The sequence below is a fragment of the Streptomyces sp. Y309 genome, from assembly GCF_056712025.1.
The window spans coordinates 7,852,466-7,873,821 of record NZ_CM160048.1; the positions used below are offsets into that span (position 1 = coordinate 7,852,466).

At 73.3% G+C, this 21,356-nt stretch carries 22 protein-coding genes; 12 read left to right on the plus strand and 10 right to left on the minus strand.

Translation table 11 applies throughout. The annotated features are described in order from the left end of the window. Positions 1–137: 137 nt before the first annotated feature. Positions 138–782 carry a cysteine hydrolase family protein gene (locus AC0KTA_RS32725; protein WP_481051798.1) on the plus strand — a complete coding sequence of 215 codons (645 nt, stop codon included), beginning with the start codon at positions 138–140 and terminating at the stop codon, positions 780–782. Positions 783–847: 65 nt separating this feature from the next. Here the strand turns inward: AC0KTA_RS32725 and AC0KTA_RS32730 are convergent, their stop codons facing one another. Both AC0KTA_RS32730 and AC0KTA_RS32735 read right to left on the minus strand, forming a co-directional pair. After that, positions 848–1,402: a Rieske (2Fe-2S) protein gene (locus AC0KTA_RS32730; RefSeq protein WP_481051799.1), complete on the minus strand. Its 555-nt coding sequence runs from the start codon at positions 1,400–1,402 to the stop codon at positions 848–850. Positions 1,403–1,434: 32 nt separating this feature from the next. Next, positions 1,435–3,582, minus strand: a complete 2,148-nt coding sequence (locus AC0KTA_RS32735) for a prolyl oligopeptidase family serine peptidase (RefSeq protein ID WP_481051800.1) — start codon at positions 3,580–3,582, stop codon at positions 1,435–1,437. 153 nt (positions 3,583–3,735) lie between these two features. On the opposite strand from AC0KTA_RS32735, the gene AC0KTA_RS32740 reads away from it, so the two are divergent. From AC0KTA_RS32740 to AC0KTA_RS32770, 7 genes are all read left to right on the plus strand, one after another. Continuing rightward, complete coding sequence (locus AC0KTA_RS32740; protein WP_481051801.1) at positions 3,736–4,512, plus strand: HipA family kinase; 777 nt, start codon at positions 3,736–3,738, stop codon at positions 4,510–4,512. 143 nt (positions 4,513–4,655) lie between these two features. Further along, positions 4,656–5,009, plus strand: coding sequence for a DUF3037 domain-containing protein (locus AC0KTA_RS32745; protein ID WP_481056646.1), 354 nt, complete (start codon positions 4,656–4,658; stop codon positions 5,007–5,009). Positions 5,010–5,256: 247 nt separating this feature from the next. Continuing rightward, the gene (gene fabG, locus AC0KTA_RS32750) at positions 5,257–6,018 is read left to right on the plus strand and encodes a 3-oxoacyl-ACP reductase FabG (RefSeq protein WP_481051802.1); all 762 of its coding nucleotides are present in this window, start codon (positions 5,257–5,259) and stop codon (positions 6,016–6,018) included. 47 nt (positions 6,019–6,065) lie between these two features. Next, positions 6,066–6,821 carry an SDR family oxidoreductase gene (locus AC0KTA_RS32755; protein ID WP_481051803.1) on the plus strand — a complete coding sequence of 252 codons (756 nt, stop codon included), beginning with the start codon at positions 6,066–6,068 and terminating at the stop codon, positions 6,819–6,821. 151 nt (positions 6,822–6,972) lie between these two features. Next, on the plus strand, positions 6,973–8,559 hold the full coding sequence (locus AC0KTA_RS32760; protein ID WP_481051804.1) for an ABC transporter substrate-binding protein: 1,587 nt from the start codon (positions 6,973–6,975) through the stop codon (positions 8,557–8,559). Positions 8,560–8,626: 67 nt separating this feature from the next. Further along, positions 8,627–9,310 (plus strand): uracil-DNA glycosylase, encoded by a 684-nt coding sequence (gene ung / locus AC0KTA_RS32765; protein ID WP_481051805.1) that lies wholly within the window; start codon positions 8,627–8,629, stop codon positions 9,308–9,310. 184 nt (positions 9,311–9,494) lie between these two features. Then, positions 9,495–9,989, plus strand: a complete 495-nt coding sequence (locus AC0KTA_RS32770) for a hypothetical protein (protein ID WP_481051806.1) — start codon at positions 9,495–9,497, stop codon at positions 9,987–9,989. A 77-nt stretch (positions 9,990–10,066) separates the two neighbouring features. On the opposite strand, the gene AC0KTA_RS32775 is transcribed toward AC0KTA_RS32770, so the two are convergent. Both AC0KTA_RS32775 and AC0KTA_RS32780 read right to left on the minus strand, forming a co-directional pair. Continuing rightward, positions 10,067–10,588: a hypothetical protein gene (locus AC0KTA_RS32775; protein ID WP_481051807.1), complete on the minus strand. Its 522-nt coding sequence runs from the start codon at positions 10,586–10,588 to the stop codon at positions 10,067–10,069. Between the two features lie 282 nt (positions 10,589–10,870). Further along, positions 10,871–11,464: a TetR/AcrR family transcriptional regulator gene (locus tag AC0KTA_RS32780; RefSeq protein ID WP_481051808.1), complete on the minus strand. Its 594-nt coding sequence runs from the start codon at positions 11,462–11,464 to the stop codon at positions 10,871–10,873. A 161-nt stretch (positions 11,465–11,625) separates the two neighbouring features. On the opposite strand from AC0KTA_RS32780, the gene AC0KTA_RS32785 reads away from it, so the two are divergent. Both AC0KTA_RS32785 and AC0KTA_RS32790 read left to right on the plus strand, forming a co-directional pair. Beyond that, entirely contained in the window at positions 11,626–12,864 is a 1,239-nt protein-coding gene (locus AC0KTA_RS32785) for an FAD-dependent monooxygenase (RefSeq protein WP_481051809.1), read from the plus strand. Between the two features lie 10 nt (positions 12,865–12,874). Then, positions 12,875–13,780, plus strand: a complete 906-nt coding sequence (locus AC0KTA_RS32790) for a Gfo/Idh/MocA family protein (RefSeq protein WP_481051810.1) — start codon at positions 12,875–12,877, stop codon at positions 13,778–13,780. Here AC0KTA_RS32790 and lnt read toward each other — a convergent pair. Continuing rightward, positions 13,704–15,386 (minus strand): apolipoprotein N-acyltransferase, encoded by a 1,683-nt coding sequence (gene lnt / locus AC0KTA_RS32795; RefSeq protein WP_481051811.1) that lies wholly within the window; start codon positions 15,384–15,386, stop codon positions 13,704–13,706. The genes AC0KTA_RS32790 and lnt overlap by 77 nt on opposite strands. Positions 15,387–15,455: 69 nt before the next feature. After that, positions 15,456–16,046, minus strand: a complete 591-nt coding sequence (locus AC0KTA_RS32800) for a nuclear transport factor 2 family protein (RefSeq protein WP_481051812.1) — start codon at positions 16,044–16,046, stop codon at positions 15,456–15,458. Between the two features lie 81 nt (positions 16,047–16,127). On the opposite strand from AC0KTA_RS32800, the gene AC0KTA_RS32805 reads away from it, so the two are divergent. Beyond that, positions 16,128–16,799 (plus strand): HAD-IA family hydrolase, encoded by a 672-nt coding sequence (locus AC0KTA_RS32805; RefSeq protein ID WP_481056647.1) that lies wholly within the window; start codon positions 16,128–16,130, stop codon positions 16,797–16,799. An 83-nt stretch (positions 16,800–16,882) separates the two neighbouring features. On the opposite strand, the gene AC0KTA_RS32810 is transcribed toward AC0KTA_RS32805, so the two are convergent. The 3 genes from AC0KTA_RS32810 to AC0KTA_RS32820 all read right to left on the minus strand — a co-directional run bounded on the left by AC0KTA_RS32810 (position 16,883) and on the right by AC0KTA_RS32820 (position 19,621). Further along, the gene (locus tag AC0KTA_RS32810) at positions 16,883–17,032 is read right to left on the minus strand and encodes a hypothetical protein (RefSeq protein ID WP_481051813.1); all 150 of its coding nucleotides are present in this window, start codon (positions 17,030–17,032) and stop codon (positions 16,883–16,885) included. Positions 17,033–17,274: 242 nt separating this feature from the next. After that, positions 17,275–17,862, minus strand: coding sequence for a DUF2165 domain-containing protein (locus AC0KTA_RS32815; protein WP_481051814.1), 588 nt, complete (start codon positions 17,860–17,862; stop codon positions 17,275–17,277). Between the two features lie 256 nt (positions 17,863–18,118). Beyond that, entirely contained in the window at positions 18,119–19,621 is a 1,503-nt protein-coding gene (locus tag AC0KTA_RS32820; RefSeq protein WP_481051815.1) for an MFS transporter, read from the minus strand. A 91-nt stretch (positions 19,622–19,712) separates the two neighbouring features. On the opposite strand from AC0KTA_RS32820, the gene AC0KTA_RS32825 reads away from it, so the two are divergent. Then, positions 19,713–20,399 (plus strand): TetR/AcrR family transcriptional regulator, encoded by a 687-nt coding sequence (locus AC0KTA_RS32825; RefSeq protein ID WP_481051816.1) that lies wholly within the window; start codon positions 19,713–19,715, stop codon positions 20,397–20,399. Here the strand turns inward: AC0KTA_RS32825 and AC0KTA_RS32830 are convergent. Beyond that, the gene (locus AC0KTA_RS32830; protein ID WP_481051817.1) at positions 20,311–21,354 is read right to left on the minus strand and encodes a LysR family transcriptional regulator; all 1,044 of its coding nucleotides are present in this window, start codon (positions 21,352–21,354) and stop codon (positions 20,311–20,313) included. The two genes, AC0KTA_RS32825 and AC0KTA_RS32830, sit on opposite strands and share 89 nt — an antisense overlap. Between the last annotated feature and the right edge of the window lie 2 nt (positions 21,355–21,356).

Below are 21,356 nucleotides of genomic sequence, written 5' to 3' on the forward strand. Positions count from 1 at the left end.
GCGTCAGAAGAGCATGGGGCGTCTTCCGCCGCGACGCAATGCCGGTTAGCCTCCCGCGCACCGCGATCGCCCGCACCGCGCGGGGAACAGCTTCCGGCGGGCCCGGCTCGGGAGCCATGACGTCGACAGGGAGAGCCATGCCGTCGCACGAACAGCTCAGGGACATCCTCGACCCCGCCACCACCGTCCTGATGACGGTCGAGTGCCAGCAGGGCGTCGTCGGGGCGGAGAGCGCGCTGCCCGAACTCGCCGCGGAGGCACGCTCGTCCGGCGCGCTCGCCAACGTCGCCCGCCTGGTCGCCGCGGCCCACCTCGGCGGTGTCCAGGTGCTGCACGCGGTCGCCGAGCGGCGACCCGACGGGCGCGGCGCCAACCGCAACGCGCGGCTCTTCCGCGCCGCCGAACGGCTTCCCGTGCAGCAGCTCTCCGGCACGAAGGCCGTGCGGATCGCGCCGCCGATCGAGGTCGCGGAGGAGGACTTCGTCGTACGCCGCCTGCACGGCCTGTCGCCGATCGCGGGCACCGACGTGGACGCGCTGCTGCGCAACCTGGGCTGCCGCACGCTGATCGTCACCGGTGTCTCGGCCAACGTGGCGATCCCGAACGCGGTCTTCGACGCGGTGAACCTCGGCTACACCGTCGTCGTGCCCGCCGACGCCATCGCGGGAGTCCCCTCCGACTACACCCCCGCGATGGTCCGCCACACCCTCGCCCTGGTCGCCACCGTCACCTCGACGGAGGAGGTCCTGGGCGCGTGGAAGCGACCGCGCCGCGCCGGGTGAGACCCAGTGCGGCGCGGCCAGTGGCCCGTCGCGCCCAGAGAGAACGCGGGTCGGCGCGGAGCGCGTCAGGCCAGCTTGATGGAGTCGCCGTCGACCGTGATGTCCTTTGCGGGCAGCGGCTTCGGCGCCGGCTTCTGTTTCACGCTGCCGTCGGTGATGTCGAACTTGCTGCCGTGACAGGGGCAGTTGATGGTGCCGCCCTCGACGCTCGACACGGGGCACTGCTTGTGCGTGCAGATGTTGGAGAAGGCCTTGAACTGGCCCTCCGTCGGCTGTGTGACCACCACGCCCTCGTCCTTGAAGATCTTGCCGCCGCCCACGGGGATGTCCGCCGTCTTGGCGAGGACGGCACCGCCGCCGCCCTCCTTCTCCGAGGCCTCGCCGGCCGGTTCCGAGTCCTTGTCGTCGTCCGAGCCGCAGGCCACGAGCGCGGCGGCCAGGCCCGCGGCACCCACCGCGGTGACGACGGTGCGGCGGGTGGGGCTCGGGGAGCGGGTGGGGTGGGAGGAGGTGCTCAGGCAGAGACCTGAGGGGCGTGCGGAGAGGGCTGTGGTGGGGCTGTCCGCCGTCGGCAGGAGCGGCTCGGCGGTGTCTGCCCTGTCTTCCCTGGAAGCAGTCATGCCGGATGGTACGGACGGCGGCTGCGTGTTGTTCAGGCGTTCAAGGACTTTTTCAGGAAGTCGAGCTCCAGATTCAGCAGATTGGCGGCCACGTCCTCCCGCGCGACCATGTGGCTCGCCCCGGGCAGCGGCAGGACGGTGTGCGGTCGGCCCGCGGCGAGCAGCGCCGCCGAGAGCCGCAGGGTGTGCACGGGCAGGACGTTGTCGTCCGCCAGGCCGTGCACCAGCATCAGCGGCCGCGTGAGGCGGTGCGCGTCGGCGAGCAGGGAGCAGCGCTCGTAGTGCTCCGGCTGGACGTCCGGGTGCCCCAGGAAGCGTTCCTTCCAGTGGGTGTCGTACAGCCGCAGGTCCGATGGCCCCGCCCCGGCCACGGCCGCGTGGAAGACGTCCGGCCTGCGCAGCACCGCGCCCGCCGCGAGATAGCCGCCGAACGACCAGCCGCGGATGCCGACCCGTCCCAGGTCGAGATCCGGGTGCAGCTCGGCCGCGGCACGCAACGCGTCCACCTGGTCGTCGAGAACGGGCGTCAACTGATCGCCGTACACCGCGTGTTCCCAGCCCCGCCCGCGCCCCGGCGTGCCCCGCCCGTCCGCGATCAGCACCGCGAAGCCCTGCTCGGCGAACCACTGGGCGACGACCGTCCACCACGCGCGCGCGTGCACCACGAGCTGGATCCCCGGCCCCGAGTAGGGGCACAGCAGGACCGGCAGCTTCCCGGATCCCGGTGTGTGCCAGGACGGCAGGAACAGCGCGCCGCGCACCGCGCGCTCCCCGAGCGTGAGGTGGCGGGGCGCGGGCGTCACGACGGGCTCTTCGGAGAGCACGGTTATGTGCCCGTCCGGCTTCCCCGCGCGCAGCACGGTCACCATGTGTCCGTCCGGCGTCCTGCTGTCGAGGACCACGGTGTCGCCGCCGACCGCGGCGGTGTGCACGCCGGGGCCCGCACTGACACGCTCCGGTTCGCCGGTGCGCGGGCTGCCCGGTTCGCCCCGCTCGTCGAGCGCCGACAGCGACCACACGTGGACGTCCGTGGGCTCGTCCGACGCGGTGAACCACACGCGTTCGCCCACGACGGCGAGCACGTCGCGCACGTGCAGCCCGGGCGGCGTCAGCACGTCCCCCACACGCAGGCCCGCGGTGTCGCCGTCGACGTGCCAGTGCTGGACGGGCCGGCCGCTCGCCAGGCGGGCCGGGGTGCCGGGCACGAGGTCGAGCCACGGACTCTCCCGCTGGTGGCCGGCCGGGGCGGACTCGCCGGTCTCCGGGTCGACTTCGAGGACGTACGCCGATCGCTGGTCGCGGGTCTGGAGCGTGACCAGCGGTCCGTGGGCGTCCCAGTCCGCCCGCAGGACGTACTCCGGTGTGGCGTCCGTCCACACGCCCGCCGGGTGGTGTTCCGGCACCTTCTCCGGCGTCAGGACGGCCACGCGCGAGCCGTCCGTGCGCAGGATGTGCAGCGTCGTCTCGGCGTTGGCGGTGCCCGCCGCCGGGTAGGGCACGGAGCGCGGCGGCCGCTCCGGGTGGGCGGGGTCCGACAGCCACCAGCGCCGCACGCGCGCGGTGTCCACGCGCGCGACGAGCAGGGCGTCCCCGTCGGGCGACCACCAGAACGCCCGGTGCCTGCCCATGGATTCGGCGGCCACATGATCGGCGAGTCCGTACGTGACGCCGTCGCCCTCGGGCTCGGCGAGCGCCCGGTCGTCCGTGCCGTCGGCGCCCACCACGCGCAGGGCGCCCCCGGTGACGTACGCGATGAGCGAGCCGTCGGGCGAGGGGCGCGGGTCGACCACGGGGCCCGCCGTGTGGATGCGGCGGGGCGCGCCGCCGTCCGTACGCACCGTCCACAGGGCGCCGGACACCGCGAAGGCGACCACGCGCGCGTGGGCGTCGGCGGCGAAGGCCACCACTCCTTGAGAGGCCTCCCGCGCGCGTTCCCTGCGGACGAGTTCGGCCTCGGGCACCGGGCCGGTGGCACCGAGCGCCGGCGGATCCACGAGCAGCCGCTCGGCGCCGTCGGTGTTGGTTTCGTACAGCCAGAGCCTGCTGACCGGGTCGTCGCCCGCTGTCGAGCGCAGGAACAGCACGCGGTCGCCGTCCCGCGACACCGTGAAGCCGCGCGGGACGCCGAACGCGAAGCGGTGCGTGCGGGCGAACTGGGTCGGGAGATCAGGGGAGTTCATGGGGTGACTGTAGGCACCACGGAGGCCGGTGCGGCAAGGTCGGGCTGCCGCTGCACGGCGGCCGGGCGGGACGCGGGTGGGGCGCGGCTGGGGCGCGGGTCGCGCCTCGGGGGAGCGGTCGGGTGTGTCGGACCCCGGCAGTAACCTGGGGCAATGCTCACCGAAGTCACCGCCGTCCGCTATGTCACGCCCCTGCGTGAGGGCGGATCACTGCCCGGACTCGTCGAGACGGACGACGGCCGGGGGACGTACGCGACGTACGTCATGAAGTTCACCGGCGCGGGCCAGGGCCGCAAGACGCTCGTCGCCGAGGTGATCTGCGGGCGGCTCGCGCACCGGCTCGGCCTGCGCGTGCCGGGGCTCACCGGGATCCGGCTCGACCCGGTGCTCGGCCTCGGCGAGCCGGACCAGGAGGTGCAGCAGCTCCTGAAGTCCAGCGGCGGGCTGAACCTGGGCATGGAGTACCTGCCGGGCGCCCTCGGCTTCGACCCGCTGGCCTTCGTGGTGGACCCGCTGGAGGCCGGACGCGTCGTCTGGTTCGACGCGCTCATCAACAACGTGGACCGCTCCTGGCGCAACCCCAACCTCCTGGTGTGGCACGGCGACGTCTGGCTCATCGACCACGGCGCGACGATGATCTGGCACCACAACTGGCCCACGGCCCCCGCCGCGGCCGCCAAGCCGTACGACGCCGCCGACCACGTCCTCGCCCCCTACGGCCCCGACGTCGCCGCCGCGGCCGCCGAGTTCGCGCCCCTGGTCACCAAGGAACTGCTCGCCGAGGTGACGGCGGACGTCCCCGACGCGTGGTTGGCGGGCGAGCCGGGCTTCGACAGCGCCGACGCCGTGCGGCGCGCGTACGCCGACGCGCTGCTCCCGCGCGCGGAGAGCATTCACGAACGGATCACCCTGGAAGGCGCCGCGAAGTGAGCGACATGACTGACGCGAACGATGCTCCTGGGCGGGAGGTCTCCGAGCGGGCCGTCTCCGAGAGCGAGGTCCCCGCGCGGGAGGCCCCCGCGAGCGAGGTCCCCGCGAGCGAGGTCCCCGCGCGGGACGTCTTCGAGTACGCCCTGCTGCGCGTCGTGCCGCGCGTGGAGCGCGGTGAGCAGTTCAACGCGGGCGTCGTGCTCTACTGCCGCGCCAAGTCCTTCGTGGCCGCACGCACGCACCTGGACGAGGCGAAACTGCGGGCCCTCGACCCGGCGGCCGACGCGGCCGGCGTGCGGGCGGCGCTGCGGGCCGTCGAGGGCGTGTGCGCGGGCGGGGACGCGGCGGGGCAGGCGGCGGGGGACGACGCGGGTCGGCGCTTCCGGTGGCTGATCGCGCCGCGCTCCACCGTCGTCCAGCCGGGACCCGTGCACACGGGCCTCACCGGGGATCCCGCGGCGGAGGTGGAGCGCCTCATCGAGCTGCTGGTGCGCTAGGGCGGGTCCGCCGAGGCCGTGCGGCGTTGTGGCATCGGGATGCCGGGGCATTGCGCTCCGGCCCTCCGGGCGACGTAATGAGTCACAGCACGCCCGGGGTGCCCGTTGACACCGCGTGCCAGGGCTTCTAGCGTCTCGTCTGCTGAAGGTACTAAGCGGTCGCTCACCCGAGGTCACGTCGTGGAACCGCGCCTCCGGAAGATCCGTACCGCACAAGAGCCGCATCCCAAGGGCGAGGAGAGCCAGCATGTCCACCACTGAGCAGCGCGTCGCGGTCGTGACCGGAGCAGCGCGAGGCATCGGCGCGGCGACCGCCGTCCGGCTCGCCGCCGAGGGCCGCGCCGTCGCCGTGCTCGACCTCGACGAGGCCGCCTGCAAGGACACCGTCGAGCAGATCACCGCCGCCGGCGGCAAGGCCGTCGCCATCGGCTGCGACGTGTCCGACGAGGCCCAGGTCGAGGCCGCCGTCACCCGGATCGCGGCGGAGCTCGGCGCGCCCACGATCCTGGTGAACAACGCGGGCGTGCTGCGCGACAACCTGCTGTTCAAGATGAGCGCGAGCGACTGGGACACGGTCATGAACGTGCACCTGCGCGGCGCCTTCCTGATGTCCCGCGGCTGCCAGGCGCACATGGTGGACGCGGGCTTCGGCCGCATCGTCAACCTCTCCAGCTCCTCCGCGCTCGGCAACCGCGGCCAGGCGAACTACGCGGCCGCCAAGGCCGGCATGCAGGGCCTCACCAAGACGCTCGCAAAGGAGCTCGGCAAGTTCGGCATCACCGCCAACTCCGTGGCGCCCGGCTTCATCGTCACCGAGATGACCAAGGCCACCGCCGAGCGCGTCGGCATGGGCTTCGAGGACTTCCAGGCCGCGGCCGCCACCCAGATCCCGGTGCAGCGCGTCGGCAGGCCGGAGGACATCGCCAACGCCATCGCCTTCTTCACCGGCGACGCCGCGGGCTTCGTGTCCGGCCAGGTCATGTACGTGGCCGGCGGCCCGCTCAACTAGCGCCCCCCGCTCGAACCGGCACCAGCACCAGCGCAAAGGACACACAGATGGCAGTGCAGGACAGCGGCAAGGCGGCGCTCATCACGGGGGCGAGCCGCGGCATCGGCTACGGCATCGCGGAGGCCCTGGTCGCCCGCGGCGACCGGGTGTGCATCACCGGACGCAACGAGGACGCGCTCAAGGAGGCCGTGGAGAAGCTCGGCGCCGACCGCGTCATCGGCGTCGCGGGCAAGGCCCACGACGAGGCGCACCAGGCCGTCGCCGTGGAGCGCGCCATGGAGGCGTTCGGCCGCGTCGACTTCCTCGTCAACAACGCCGGTACGAACCCGGTGTTCGGGCCGATGGCCGACCTCGACCTGAACGTGGCGCGCAAGGTCTTCGAGACCAACGTGATCTCGGCGCTCGGCTTCGCCCAGCTCACCTGGAAGGCCTGGCAGAGCGAGCACGGCGGCGCGATCGTCAACATCGCCTCGATCGCCGGGATCGCGCCGTCCCCGTTCATCGGGGCGTACGGCATGAGCAAGGCCGCCATGGTCAATCTGACCCTGCAGCTCGCGCACGAGTTCGCGCCGAAGGTACGGGTCAACGCGATCGCCCCGGCCGTGGTCAAGACCAAGTTCGCGCAGGCGCTCTACGAGGGCCGCGAGGAGGAGGCCGCGGCGGCCTACCCGCTCGGCCGGCTCGGTATGCCCTCCGACATCGGCGGCGCGGCGGCCTTCCTGACCTCCGAGCAGTCCGACTGGATCACCGGCCAGACGCTCCAGGTCGACGGGGGCATGTTCCTCAACGCGGGCGTCGGCTGACTGACCCGGACGAAGCCGCGCACAGGCTGAGGAACCGTACGTATGTGACGTTCTCGCCCATGAAGTGCCCCGCCGGTGAGCCGAGTTGGCATGGCGGGGCACTGCGGTATGGTCTGCCGACCCATGGCACGGCAGACCGAGGAGCGTGCACGTGTTCAGAAGAGTTCACCTGCGGGGCCTGCGGCCGTTCACGCTGCTGGCGTCCATGTCCCTGGTCGCGGGATGCGGTGTGCTGTCCTCCGAGGGCGCGGACGGCGAGGACGCGATCACCGTCGGCACGACGAGCGCGCCGAGCACCCTCGATCCCGCCGCGGCCTACGACGGCTCCTGGGAGCTGTACCGGAACGTCTTCCAGACGCTCCTGAGCTTCCCCTCCGGCGCCACCCAGCCCCAGCCCGACGCGGCGGAGCGCTGCAGGTTCACGGACGGCTCCAGCATGGTCTACACGTGTACGTTGCGCGACGGGCTGAAGTTCTCCGACGGCGACGAGCTGGACGCGCGGGCCGTGAAGTTCTCCATCGACCGGATGCGGCGCATCGACGTCAAGGGCGGTCCCGCCGGGCTGCTCGGCGCGCTGCGGACGGTCGAGACCAAGGGCGACCGGACCGTCGTCTTCCGGCTGCGCAAGCCCGACGCCACGTTCCCGTTCGTGCTCGCCACGCCCGCGATGTCGATCGTCGACCCCAGCGAGTACCCGGCCGGCAAAATACGCGAGGGCAACGAGATCAGCGGCTCCGGGCCGTACGCACTGAAGGACTACCGCGCGGGCGACCGGGCCGAGCTCGTCAGGAACAACCACTACGAAGGCGCGGCCGACCGCAAGAACGACGCCGTGACCATCCGCTACTTCCGCGACTCCGACGCCATGGTCGACGAGCTGCGCGCCAAGGAACTGGACGCCACCTTCCGCGGCCTCGGCGCCCAGGACATCGTGGAACAGCAGGGCCCGGAGAAGAAGAGCGGCATCCGGCTCGTCGAGGGCGCCGGAACCGAGATCCGCTACCTGGTGTTCAACCCCGAGGACCCGTGGGCGCGCAAGCCCGCGGTGCGCAAGGCGTTCGCCCAGGTGATCGACCGCGGAGCCATCGCCCACAAGATCTACAAGGACACCGTCGAGCCGCTGTACTCGATGGTCCCGCGCGGAGTCACCGGGCACGCGACGAGCTTCTTCGACGAGTACGGCAACCCGAGCGCCGCCAAGGCGAAGCGGATCCTCACGGCGGCGGGCATCACCGAACGCGTACCGCTCACCCTCTGGTACACCACCGACCGCTACGGCTCGGCCACCGCGCCGGAGTTCGCCGAGATCAAGCGGCAGCTCGAGGCCTCGGGCCTGTTCCGGATCACGATCAAGGGCGTGCCGTGGCAGCGGTTCGACAAGGGCTACAAGAACGGCGAGTACCCGGTCTTCGGACGCGGCTGGTTCCCGGACTTCCCGGACGCGGACAACTTCATCGCGCCCTTCGTGGGCGAGCGCAACGTCCACAACCTGCCCTACCCGTCCCCGGAACTCACCGAGGAGGTGCTGCCGCGCTCGCGCCGCGAGGCCGACCGGAGCAACGTCGTGGACCAGTTCGAGCAGGCACAGCGGATCCTCGTCGACGACGTGCGGCTGCTGCCGCTGTGGCAGGGCAAGCAGTACGTGATGGCGAGCGAGGAGATCTCCGGCGGGGAGCGGGCCCTCGACCCCTCGGCGATCATGATGATGTGGGAGCTGGGGCGCAAGACGAGCTGGTAGGCCGATTGTCAGTGGCCGCCGGTAGGTTCTGTGGTGCAGAACTGAACGCACCCCGGAGGTTGTTGACGTGACCGACATCGCCATGCTGCCCGCGTCCTGGCGCGGAGTCCTCGGCGAGGAACTGCAGAAGCCCTACTTCAAGGAGCTCGTCGAGTTCGTCGAGGAGGAGCGGGCGAAGGGGCCGGTCTATCCGCCGCGCGAAGAGGTGTTCGCCGCGCTGGACGCGACGCCGTACGACGAGGTCAAGGTCCTCATCCTCGGCCAGGACCCGTATCACGGCGCGGGCCAGGGCCACGGCCTGTGCTTCTCGGTCCGCCCCGGAGTGAAGACCCCGCCCTCGCTGCGGAACATCTACAAGGAGATGAAGGAGGAGCTCGGCCACCCGGTGCCGGACAACGGCTATCTGATGCCGTGGGCCAAGCAGGGCGTGCTGCTCCTGAACGCGGTCCTGACCGTCCGCGCCGGCGAGGCCAACTCCCACAAGGGCAAGGGCTGGGAGAAGTTCACGGACGCGGTGATCCGCGCGGTGGCCGAGCGGCCCGACCCCGCGGTCTTCGTCCTGTGGGGCAACTACGCCCAGAAGAAGCTGCCTCTCATCGACACCGAGCGGCACGCCGTGGTCATGGGCGCGCACCCCTCGCCGCTGTCCGCGAGGAAGTTCTTCGGCTCCCGGCCCTTCACGCAGATCGACAAGGCGGTGGCGGCCCAGGGACACAAGGCCATCGACTGGCGCATCCCCGACCTGGGCTGAGCAGGCGGGAGCGCCCCGCTGCGCACCGCGCCTGACCGTGATTGTCAGTGGTGCCCGCTAGCGTCGGCATCGGCTCGTGGGACTGCCGACGGCAGCCCCACGGGCGACGGACGGCTGACATCCGATGACTGACATCTGACGACGGACCGGCGCCGGTGGTCCGGCGGACGTGGAGGGCGACGCGGTGGCGGAGCAGCAGGAACAGACGGCGGAAGACGAAGACGCCACGATGACCCGGATCGGGCAGGCGGTCATGCTGCAGCACGCGGGCGACCGTGAGGAGGCCCAGGCGCGCTTCCTCGCGCTCTGGTCGGAGATCGGTGAGGACGGCGACCCCCTGCACCGCTGCACCCTCGCGCACTACATGGCCGACACCCAGGCCGACCCGGCCGACGAACTCGCCTGGGACCTCAGGGCGTTGTCGGCGGCGCACGAGCTCACGGACGAGCGCGTCGGCGCCCACGACCAGTCCCTCGCGGTGCGCGGCTTCTACCCCTCGCTGCACCTGAATCTGGCGGCCGACTACGTGAAGCTCTCCCGCCCGGCGGCGGCCCGCAGCCACCTGCGGCTGGCGCGCGGCGCGGTGGGCGCGCTCGGGAACGACGGTTACGGAGACGGCATCCGGGCGGCCCTGGACCGGCTCGAGGCGCAGGTGGGGGAAGGGGCGGTCGAGGAGTAGGCAGGGGAGGGGCTGCCGAGGGTCAGGTGGGGGAGGAGGCTGCCGGGTGCAGGGCGAGCCTCGGCGGCTTCCCCGGCTCAACGCCCGTACGCCTCCAGGCAGATGACCGCCTGCTTGCTGTCCGGCTCCCAGCGCCCGTGCCTCTTCCCGAGGAGGCACAGATCCACTTCGGTGCGCGTGCGCGGCGGCGCGGCATGCCGGGATGCCGACTTGTCGCCGTGACCATGGTGGCGCCCCCGGTGGCCGCCGCCGTGCCGGGGCCGGTCCGGGCGTTCGCGGTGCGCGGGGCGTGTGCGCGTGGAGGTGGCGTCGGCGCTGGGCGAGGCGGACGTGGCCGAGGGGCGGGCGTCCGGGCTGCCCGTCGCTCGCGGGGACGCAGCGAGGGGCGGCGCGCCCGGAGGGCCCACGCGCTCCAGGGAGTCATGGCCCGGGGCCTCCACGGCTCGCGACGGCCGGGGCGACGGCGTGGACGTGGGAATCGCCGGATCCGCGGCCGCCCTGCCGTCGGCCGCCGTGCCCCGCCAGTCCGTGCGCTCCACGCCGGTGCATCCGGAGAGCGTCAGCACGGCCACGGCCACGGCCACGGTCGCGAGGAGCACGGAGGTGGATGTCCGAAGCGCTGCGGTGGTCGTCGATCGCTGCACCCGCGCCACTCTGCTGCGCCCGGCGCACCTCGCGGCGATGAACCATCCCGTGTCCCCCGCACGGGTGACACCGGCGCGCGCGACACCAGGTCACGCGCGCCCCCCGGGAGGCCCGGCCGCCCCCGCGCCAGCCGTCCGCGCGGCCCCCCCCACGAACGCCGTCGCCCGCAGCACCTCCGGCGGACACAGCGGCCCCCGAGGCACCAGCGGCCTCCGAGGCCCAGCGGCCGCGTCGTCCTAGTCGAGCATCCCCCGCAGCAACTCCCGGAACCCGTCCCGCAGTTCGTCCAGCGTCGGGTCCGCCGCGTGGTAGGAGCCCGCGACGCACGAGAACATCATGCCGTCGCACCACGCCACCAGCGACAGCGTGTGCCGCTCCGGCTCCGTGGAGCCCGCCGCGACCATCAGCGCGGCCAGCGGCTCACGGAACAGGGCGCCCCGCGCGTCGTAGTACGACCGCAGCTCGGGGCGCCGGGTCGCCTCCAGGGCCAGCTCGTAGCGGGACAGCAGCAGGTCGCGGTGGTCGTCGTCGGTGAGGAAGCGGTGCAGGGCCTCGGCGAGGCCGGTGGCCAGGGAGTCGCGGTCGCCCGCCGGGGCGGGTAGATCGCTCGGGGCGAGGACGTCCTGCTCCCGCTCGGCCTGCCTGCGGACCGCGGCCTCCAGGAGGGCCTGCCGCGTCCGGGCGTGGTTCGACGTCGACCCCGGCGGCAGCCCCGCCGCCTCGTCGACCGCGCGATGGGTGAGGCCCCGCATCCCGCGCTCGGCGAGCAGGGCCAGGGCGGTGTCGGCGATGAGTTCGGTGCGGGCTGACCCCGTGGCGCGTACGGACATGAGCCGCAGCCTACCGCTGAAACTACAGGTGTAGTACCGTCATGTCGCAGGTACTACACCTGTAGTTGCCGGTATCGGTCTCCGCGTGGTTGCCGATATCGGGCCCCGCCTCACATATGTGCGCGACCCCGCTCCACATCCGCGCGCGACAAGGAGAGATCATGGCCGAAACAGCGAATCCTCCCCGGCCCCACGCCGTCGTCATAGGCGGCGGCATAGGCGGGCTCACCGCAGCCATCGCCCTGTATCAGTCCGGCTGGCGCGTCACGGTCCTGGAACGTGCCGAGACCCTGGAGCCCGTGGGTTCCGGCATCGGCCTCGCCCCCAACTCCCAGCGCGCCCTGGACGTCCTCGGCCTCGGCGACCGGGTGCGCGAACTCGCCGCGTGGCAGGGGGCGGGCGGGATGCGGGCGCAGGACGGCCGCTGGCTCGTGCGGACCAGCGCCGCCGCGGCGGAGCGGGCGTTCGGCGGCTCGCTCGTGCTGCTGCACCGCGCCACCCTCGTCGACCTGCTCGTCGCCGCCCTGCCCGGCGACTGCCTGCGCACCGGCGCCGGGGCCCGCCTCACCGACCCCGGCGGCCCCGGCCGCAAGGCCGTCGTCACGACCGGCGACGGCGACATCGAGGCCGACCTCGTCGTCGGCGCCGACGGCATCAACTCCGCTGTCCGGACGGCCCTGTTCCCCGCCCACCCCGGGCCCGCGTACACCGGCTTCACCGCCTGGCGGCTCATCGTGCCCGCGCCCGAGCGGCCCTTCGAGCCGCACGAGACGTGGGGCCGCGGCGGCGTCTGGGGCACCCAGCCGCTGAAGGACGGCCGGGTGTACGCGTACGCCACCGCGCTCGTCCCCGAGGGCGGCCGCGCGCCCGACAGCGAGCAGGCCGAGCTGGAACGCCGCTTCGCGCGCTGGCACGATCCGATCCCCGAGATCATCGCCGCCGCGCGGCCCGAGGACGTCCTGCGCAACGACGTGCGCCACCTCGTCGAGCCGCTGCCCGCCTACCACCGGGGCCGCACGGCCCTCCTGGGCGACGCCGCGCACGCCATGGCGCCGACGCTCGGTCAGGGAGGCAACCAGGCCATCGAGGACGCCGTCGTGCTCGCCCACCACGTGCATCCGCGCGGCGACCTCTTCGCCGGCCTGGCCGCGTACAGCGCGGTACGGCTGCCGCGGACCATGGCGATCGTGCGGCAGGCCGCCCGCACCGCCCGCCTCAACCACCTGACCAACGGCGCGCTGCTGACCGTACGCAACACGCTGATGAGCACGGCCCACCGGCTCGGCCCGGACATCGTCATGCGCGGGTTCGCCTCGATCGCCGACTGGCAGCCGCCGGGGCCCCCGTATGCTGCGGGAACGGACGCGGGGGCGCAGCGGCGTCCCGCCGCACGACGGTAGGGAGACAGTGGTGAAGGTCGGCTGCATCGGACTCGGAGACATCGCGCGAAAGGCGTACCTTCCGGTGCTCGCCTCGCAGCCCGGCGTCGAACTGCACCTGCAGACACGCACGCCGGCCACCCTGGAGCGGGTCGCGGAGGCCCACCACATTCCCGCACCGCGCCGCCACGCCGACCTGGACTCGCTGCTCGCCCAGGACCTCGACGCCGCCTTCGTGCACGCGCCCACCGCCGTCCACCCCGAGATCGTCACGCGCCTGCTCGAGGCGGGCGTGGCGACGTACGTGGACAAGCCGATCGCGTACGAACTCGCGGACTCCGAGCGTCTCGTGGGCCTGGCCGAGGAGCGCGGCGTCAGCCTCGCCGTCGGCTTCAACCGCCGCCACGCGCCCGGCTACGCCCAGTGCGCGGAGCACCCGCGCGAGCTGATCCTGATGCAGAAGAACCGCGTGGGCCTGCCCGAGGACCCGCGCACCATGATCCTCGACGACTTCATCCACGTCGTGGACACGCTGCGGTTCCTCGTGCCGGGGCCGGTCGACCACGTGGGCGTGCGCGGCCGGGTCGCCGACGGCCTGCTCGAACACGTCGTGCTGCAACTCGCGGGCGACGGGTTCACCGCGATCGGCGTGATGAACCGGCTGAGCGGGTCCACCGAGGAGATCCTCGAAGTCTCCGGGCAGGACACCAAGCGGCAGGTGCTCAACCTCGCCGAGGTCGTCGACCACAAGGGCCAGCCCACCGTGCGGCGGCGCGGCGACTGGGTGCCGGTGGCGCGGCAGCGCGGGATCGAGCAGGTCGTGCTCGCCTTCCTGGACGCCGTGCGCGCGGGCAAGGTGCTCAGCGCCCGGGATGCGCTGGAGACCCATGAGCTGTGTGAGCGGGTGGTGCGGGCCGTTCAGGAGCAGGCCTCCTGAGGCGATACGCCCGCACGCCCTCGGCCAGGCACAGCAGGGCGAGGACGCCGAGCGCCGCGTGCACCGGCCAGTCGCCGTACCGCACGTACGGAGTGGTGCCCGTGGCCAGTGGAACCTCGTACTCCGCGGTGCTCGACGCGGAGGTGCCGAGCGGCTCGCCGACGGGCTCGCCGCTCGGGCCGTAGACGGCCGAGACGCCGGTGAGCGTGGCGTGCACCATGGGGCGGCCGGTCTCGGCGGCCCGCACCGCGGCGAGTGACGCGTGCTGCTCCGGCGCCCAACTGTCCTGGAACGTCGACGTGGCGGACTGCGCGAGCAGCACCTGCGCGCCCTCGCGGGTGAGGTGGCGGCTCATGTCGGGGAACGCCGACTCGAAGCACACCAGCGGGCCCACCCGCAGTCCCTGCCCGACGTTCATCACGACGGGCCGCTCGCCCCGCCTGCGGTCCTCGCCCGCGGCCTTGCCGACGGACGTCGCCCAGCCGAGCAGCGAGCGGGCCGGTACGTACTCGCCGAAGGGGACCAGGCGCATCTTGTCGTAGCGTTCGCCCGTCGGTCCTTCCGGGCCCACGAGCACCGTGCTCTTGAAGATGCCGGGCCGGTCCGAGCGGCGCGCGTCGACGTTCACCAGGATGTCGGCGTCGACCCGCCGGGACAGCGCGGTGATGCGCTCGGCCAGGTCGGGCCGGTCGGCCAGGTCGTGGGCGACACTGCTCTCGCCCCACACCACGAGGTCCAGGTCGCGTCCCGCCAGCGCGCGGGTCAGGTGCTCCTCGCGGGCGAACCGCTGGTCGGCGGCGGCGCCCAGGCCGTTCATGACGCCGGGCTGGACGACGGCGACGCGGACGTGTCCTGCCGGGTCGGGGCGCGGGGACCAGGCCCAGGCCGCGGAGGTGGCGGCGGCCACGGCGACGAGGCCGGCGAGCGCCGGGACGCGGGCGGCGCGGCTCGCGACGAGCGCGGCGACGCCCGTGTTCACGGCCACGACCAGGGCGCTGACCAGCCATACGCCGCCGACCGAGGCGAGCCGCAGCGCGGGCTCGACCTGCCACTGGCTGGAGCCGAGCAGCCCCCAGGGCCCGCCGAGGCCCTCCCAGGACCGCACCAGTTCCACCATCAGCCAGCCGGACGGCAGCACGAGCAGCGCGGCGGCCGCCCGCCCCGGCGAGGGCACACCGCCCAGGAGATGGCGCACGAGCCAGCCCCACGGCGCCCACAGCAGTCCGAGCAGCGCGGCGATGACGAGCGTGAACACGTGCAGGCTCGGCAGCAGCCAGTGGTGCACCGCCACCATGAAGCCGAGACCGCCGAGCCAGCCGTCGAGCGCGGCCCGGCGGCCCGTCGGCGCCGAGCGGGCGAGCAGGAGCCACGGCACGAGCGCCACGTACGCGAACCACCACCACGCGAGGGCCGGGAACGCCAGAGCGGGCAGCGCGCCGCACAGGGCGGCGAGGACGCCGCGCCGCCACGGCGACGCGAGGACCGCGGTGAGCACCGCGCGCCCCCGGCGCGCGTCAAAGACGGGTCCCGGGCGCCGGCGCCGGACCACCGCGTCCACCCGGAACGGCACCCACCGGTGCCGCCGGCTGCCGCCCAGCACATCCATGCAGCGCGCCTCCCTGCCCCGACTCGGCTCCGAGTCCGCCGTACGTCCAGTGTGCGCGTCCCCGACGATCTAGGACAGGGGGCGCCCGGTTCGCGTCGCCGGGGCGGACCAGTGCTGTCTGCGCCACTTCTCCTGTACGAGGACCTGGCGCAGCCGCCAGCCGCTGTGCGTGCGCACGGCGGTGAACTCGTAGCGGCCGCCGCATTCGAAGTCCGGCGCGGTGTCGGCCGGCGTATCGGGTCCGTCGGACTCGGCGGCCTGGTCCGTGGCGTCGGCCTCGTGCGTTCCGTGGGTCCCGTCCGTTCCGGGGGTCCCGTCGGGCCGGTGCCGGTTCGCGAGCCGCATGGGGTTGGCGTAGTCCGCCTGTATGTGCGCGGTGTCGCCCACGTCCTGCTCGCGGATGCCGAAGCGGATCCTGCGGTTGACGACGAGGTGCTGGCGCATCGCGAACATCCGCAACATCTCCGCCAGCCAGTCGGCGACCTCCGCGCCGGTTCCTTCGATGCCGCCCGCCGAGCGGTAGTCGGCGCGGCCGCCGGGGGCGAACAACTGGCGATAGCCGTCCCAGTCGCCGTCGTCGACGGCGATGGCGTAATCGGTGATGAGGCTGTCGATGGCCAAACGGTCAAGGACTGCGGCGAGTTCCACGCGCTGCGTCATCGGCTCAGTCTTGGGTACGGGGAGTGCGGAGCCAAGAGGCAGTACGACAGTCGTCGTCCCGGGTGAGGTGGGGGTGGCTTGATGTGTCCGTCCGGAGCGCGTCCTGATCCGTCCGGTGCGAGCGCTGAGCGGTCCGGGACCTGTAGGGCGTCGCGGGCGCTGCTCGTCGACGTCGGCGGCGTGCTGGTACGCGAGTACCTGCCGGCGGCCGCCGCCGACTGGGGCGCGCGGTTCGGCCTCACGCCGGGGCGGTTTCTGGCCGCGCTGTACGACGGCGGCGACGACGGCGTGCTCATCGGGCGCGTCAGCGAGGAGGCGTGGTGGAAGACCGTGGGGCAACGGCTCGGAGCGGATCCAGGGGTGATCGCCGAGCTGCGGCGGGACCTGGACGCGCGGGAGACATGGGACGGCGAACTGGTCGGCCGCCTGCGGAGGCTGCGCGGGACGCCGGGGGTGCGGACGGCGATCGTCAGCAATACCTGGCCACGGCTGCGTACGAGGATGGCGCGGGCCGGGCTGCTCGATCTGGTGGACCACCTCGTCCTGTCCTGCGAGGTGGGCTGCGCCAAGCCGGACCCGCGCATCTTCGAGCTGGCGCTGCGCGGGACGGGTGTGGCGCCGTCGAGGGCGCTGTTCGTCGATGACACGCCCGGTTATGTGGCCGCGGCGCGGGAGTTGGGACTTGTGGGTCATGTGCACACGAGCGTGCGGGGCACGCTCGCGCGCGTGGATGAGTTTCTCGACGAGGGATGACGTTCTCGACGAGGAGCGACCGACCTCGCGGGTCGACTGGCGGCCTGCACAAGGAAGACTGTGGCTGTTCCCCCGCCCGCCGCTTACGCGGCCTGCACGATCTCCGCGCGCACCGCCTCGGCCCACTCGGTCACGAGCTGCTCGTACTCCCGGCGCTGCTCGACGGAGAGTCGGCCGCCGGCGCGCAGCCAGAGGCCTCGTATCCGCTCGTTCAGCTCGGCTGACGACCGCACGGAACCATGGGGTTGAGGGGTTAAGGGCATGCGGTCAAGCCTAGGGGATAGCTCTCACAATCGGAACTGTCAGCTACCGCATACCTGCGGCACGTGATCGCGCCGCGGCGCCGCAAGGCGCGTGCGCCCGGCGCGAGTTGACGCTTGCGCGCTGGTCAGCGGGGCGGGTGGGGGCCACTGGGGCGGCACGTGTTCCGGCCTGCGGGACGTCTGTTGCCGTTTGGCAGTGACGGACGGCACGTCTACTCGTGGGGCGGTGCCGAGCCGGGTGCGGGGGCGGCCGAGGTGCGCGCCGTGAACGGCAGGTGGATGAAGAGGAGCACGATGCCGCAGAGGGTGAACACGCGGGTGGCGGCGTCGAGGCCGTTCCAGTCCTTCGACTGCCACATGGCGAACCACTCGCCGCCGACGCCGATGAAGCCGCCGCCGAAGAGCAGCATGAGCATCAGCAGGCCCACGGTGCTGAGCCGCCGCGCGCGGCCGTGGCCGCCGCCCCGGCCGCGCAGCGCCATGCCCCACAGGACCGTGGCGGTGATGAGGACGAGCGCCGCCAGCGTCTCCCAGGCGATGATGGCGACGTACGCCGTGTCCTGGAGGGCGCGTGACTCGATGGCGCGCCACATGACGTCCTCGTCCTTGAAGGTCGTGTCCATCGCCAGGACGTGCCGTACGAACTGCTGGTTGCTGTCGAAGTCGGTGATGTTGCCGAACGCGACGAGGGCGATGTAGAGGGCGACGACTCCGGTCAGCACGGCCGCCGCCACGGCCGGCGCGCCCAGGGCGGGGCCCCGGTCGTGTTGTTGCTTGCGATTGGCTGGCGTGGCGGTCATGCCGGGGCTCCCTCTGGGACGGTGGGTGCGGCTGGTCGGGCCGGACGGGTGGTGCCGGTGGACCTGGTAGTGCCGGTGATTCTGGTGGTGCGGATGGTCATGGTGGTGCGGATGGTCGGTCGGCACATGATCTCAGGGACCGGGGGCCGGTACGGGGGCGCGGTCCGGTTTCGCGTGCCCCCTTTCGCGTGCCCCCGCCCTGACGCCGCTGTCGCGACACCCCTCGCGCAACGCCCCTCGCGCAACACCCCCTGCGTCAGGCCGTGGTGGGCCGGATGCGCCGCGCCGCGAGCACTCCGGCGGCCGCCAGTGCGGCGGTGAGCGCGAACGTCGCCGTGAGGGCGACCGACACCGAGCCGCCATGGGTCGAGGACAGGGACACGGCCGCGCCGCCGAGCCCGCTGAGGACCGCGACCGCGAGGGTCTGCGCGAGCTGCATCGAACCGCTGGCCTCGCCCTGCCGGTCGGCCGGTGCCTGCTCCATGGCGTCGGTGGTCGCCGCGTTGAAGGCCACGCCCATGCCCGCGCCACCGATGGCCCAGCCCGCCACCGCCGTCAGCGCGGGCACCGCGTCGACGAGGACGCCGAGCGCCATCACGACGATGCCCACGAGCAGCACCGCGAACCCGGCCGCGATCGGCACGGCACGCGAGCGCCCGCTCCACCGGCCGTCCGCCCTGCCCTGCCACGCCGCCCCGAGCACCCACGTGATGGCCCCCGCGGAGAGCCCCAACCCGGCCTCCGAAGCGCTCAGTTCGCGCAGCCGGACGAGCCCGAGGGGCAGGAACGCCTCGCTGCCGAAGTAGGCACCGCAGAGGAGGAAGCGCAGGACCACGCCCGCGGGCAGGCCACGGCGTACGGACAGGGTGCCCGCCGGTGTGACCCGGCGCAGGGCGACGACCGCCGTCACGGCGCCCAGCACGACCAGCGGCACCAGCAGGGCGAGTTGGCGCAGTTGCAGTCCGGCGAGGAGGATGCCGGTGCCCGTCGCGAGCAGGACGCTCCTTGCGACCGGGGTGGACCACCACCGGTCCTTCTCGGCGGCCGGGTCCGGAGCCGCGTACGGGCCCGCGTCCGGGTGCCCGGTGCCGCCCGGGCGGCCGAGACGCCGGAGCTGCGGCAGCGCGAGCACGGCGGCGACCGCGATCAGGGGCAGCAGGAGCACGAACACGCCCCGCCAGGAGACGTGGTCGGAGATGACGACCGCGACCGTCGGGCCGACCAGCGACGGCACGGTCCAGCCGCCCGACACGAGCGCGAACATCCGCGCGCGCAGGTGCTGCGGATAGGCCAGCGAGATCGCCGTGTAGGCCAGCGCCATGACCGCCCCGACACCGAGCCCCTGGAGGAACCGCCCGGCCAGGAAGAGGGGCCAGTTGCCCGCGGAACCGGCGACCGCGCAGCCGACGGCGAAGACCGCGAGGCCGACGGCCAGCGGCCGCGCGGGGCCGCCGCGGTCGGCGGCGCGGCCCGCGGCGACGGTGCCGATCAGGTTGGCCAGCATCAGCGCGGACAGCCCCCAGCCGTAGGCGTTGAGGCCGCCGAGCCGTCCGGCGATCTCCGGCAGCACGGTGGCGACGCCCATCGACTCGAAGGCGACGAGCGCGACGGACAGCACGATGCCCCAGGTCAGCGCGGTGTAGGGGGCGCCGAAGACGCTTTCGGGGCGGGTGGCGGGACCGGGCGGGGATTCTTGCGCCGCCGCTTCGTGCCCGGCCCCCTCCTGTCGGGCTGTCGCTCCCGCGGTCGATTCCTGCACGGACGCTTCCTGCTCGGACGGCAAGGTCGGCCCCCTTCTTCTGTTTCGATCCGGAACGGAACGAAAGTAGATGCTACCTATACTTGCCGTCATGGCAACCCCGGACCCCACAGCCAGCGCCGCCAACTCCTCCCGCACGACGGGACGGACGGGCCGCCCCCGAGACGCACGGCTCGACGAGGCGATCCTGAAGGCGACGCTGGAACTCCTGGAGGAGGCCGGTTATCCGAACCTGACGATGGAGGGCGTCGCGCGCCGCGCCGACACGACCAAGCCGGCCATCCGCCGCCGCTGGCCGTCCCGCCAGCACCTCGTGATCGCGGCGCTCGCGGAGAGCATGGGCACCGCGCCCACCCCCGACACCGGCTGCACGCACTGCGATCTCATCCTGGGCATCGAGACCCTCAGCCAGGCGTTCGGCGGCACGCTGGGGCGCCGTACGCTGCCCGCGCTGGTGGCCGAGCTGGCCGACGACCCGGAGCTGGACCGGGTCTTCACCGAGACCCTCTTCCGCCCCCGCAGGGCCACGACCGAGGCGGCGCTGCGGCGGGGTATCGAACGGGGCGACATCCGGCCCGACGCGGACATCGACCTGCTCCTGGACATGCTCGGCGCCACCACGTACCACCGCGTGCTGTTCGGGCACCTGCCGGTCACGGACTCGCTCGCCCACGACGTCGTGATGGCGGTCATGGAAGGGGCGGCGACTCCCCGTTGGCGCGGTCACTATCAGCAGCATCACGAGGCGGAGCGGACGCCGTCTCGCGCAGCGCGCTGAGGAGCTGCCGCAGCGCTGGACTCGGCGGCCCCGGCGGTGCGGCCAGCGACGTGGTGAGGGCCGGGGCGGCGAGGCGTCGTACGGTCACGTGGGGGACCGGCGGCAGTCCCGTGACCTCGTAGAAGACGGTCCAGGACGGGGAGTCGACGCCCTGCTCGGCGAGCCCGGTGAGGGTTTCCTGGAGGGTGGTGAACGGCGGGCCGAGCAGCGGTTCGGTACCGGCCGCCGCCCGCACCGCGCCCGTCACCAGGTCGTGGAAGGGCGGGTTGTGCTCGCGCGGGGCGAGGCGCAGAGGCAGGTGGGCGAGCTGTGCGAGGCGCAGCGGCGGAGCGCTGCTCGTGGTGCCTCCGGACGTGGGCCCTCCGGTGAGGCCGGACCCGGCTTCCCGTCCGTCGCCTGACCCGGCCTTCCGCCCGTCGCCCGACCCGCCCGCCACCGGATGCTCCGCGGGCAGCGCCACGTACAGCGGATCGCTCCACACCGGCAGCAGCTCGAGCCCCGGCGCCGTCCGCGCCGCCCGCACCAGCGCCGCGTCCAGTTCACCGGAACGCACCGCGGCCAGCCGCTCGGTGAGGGGCAGCCTCCGCAGCCGTACACGGAGTTGAGGAGCCGTACGCCGCAGCGCCTCAAGGAGGCGGTACGTCCGGTCGCCCGGCCCCTGGACGGTGCCCAGGCGCAGCAGCCCCTCGGTGCCCGCGGCGATGGCGGACGCGACGTCCCGCGTGCGGCGCGCCGCCGCGAGCACGGCGTACGCCTCGGGCAGCAGCCGCTCCCCGGCACCGGAGAGCCGGACGTGCCGCGTGGAACGGTCGAACAAGGAGATCCCGAGCTCCCGCTCCAGGCGGCGGACCTGCTGGCTGACCGCCGACTGCACGATGCCGAGGCGCTCGGCGGCACGGCTGAAGCCGCCCTCTTCGGCGACGGCGGCGAAATACTGGAGCTGGCGCAGTTCCACGA

Coding starts and splice junctions, on each gene's coding strand:
- AC0KTA_RS32780 (WP_481051808.1), bottom strand. CDS start 11,464: ATGTCCGTACGCGCCACGGGGTCAGCCCGCACCGAACTCATCGCCGAC.
- AC0KTA_RS32805 (WP_481056647.1), top strand. CDS start 16,128: ATGTGTCCGTCCGGAGCGCGTCCTGATCCGTCCGGTGCGAGCGCTGAG.
- AC0KTA_RS32735 (WP_481051800.1), bottom strand. CDS start 3,582: ATGAACTCCCCTGATCTCCCGACCCAGTTCGCCCGCACGCACCGCTTC.
- fabG (WP_481051802.1), top strand. CDS start 5,257: ATGTCCACCACTGAGCAGCGCGTCGCGGTCGTGACCGGAGCAGCGCGA.
- AC0KTA_RS32825 (WP_481051816.1), top strand. CDS start 19,713: ATGGCAACCCCGGACCCCACAGCCAGCGCCGCCAACTCCTCCCGCACG.
- AC0KTA_RS32815 (WP_481051814.1), bottom strand. CDS start 17,862: ATGACCGCCACGCCAGCCAATCGCAAGCAACAACACGACCGGGGCCCC.
- AC0KTA_RS32755 (WP_481051803.1), top strand. CDS start 6,066: ATGGCAGTGCAGGACAGCGGCAAGGCGGCGCTCATCACGGGGGCGAGC.
- AC0KTA_RS32730 (WP_481051799.1), bottom strand. CDS start 1,402: ATGACTGCTTCCAGGGAAGACAGGGCAGACACCGCCGAGCCGCTCCTG.
- AC0KTA_RS32740 (WP_481051801.1), top strand. CDS start 3,736: ATGCTCACCGAAGTCACCGCCGTCCGCTATGTCACGCCCCTGCGTGAG.
- AC0KTA_RS32785 (WP_481051809.1), top strand. CDS start 11,626: ATGGCCGAAACAGCGAATCCTCCCCGGCCCCACGCCGTCGTCATAGGC.
- lnt (WP_481051811.1), bottom strand. CDS start 15,386: ATGGATGTGCTGGGCGGCAGCCGGCGGCACCGGTGGGTGCCGTTCCGG.
- AC0KTA_RS32725 (WP_481051798.1), top strand. CDS start 138: ATGCCGTCGCACGAACAGCTCAGGGACATCCTCGACCCCGCCACCACC.
- AC0KTA_RS32800 (WP_481051812.1), bottom strand. CDS start 16,046: ATGACGCAGCGCGTGGAACTCGCCGCAGTCCTTGACCGTTTGGCCATC.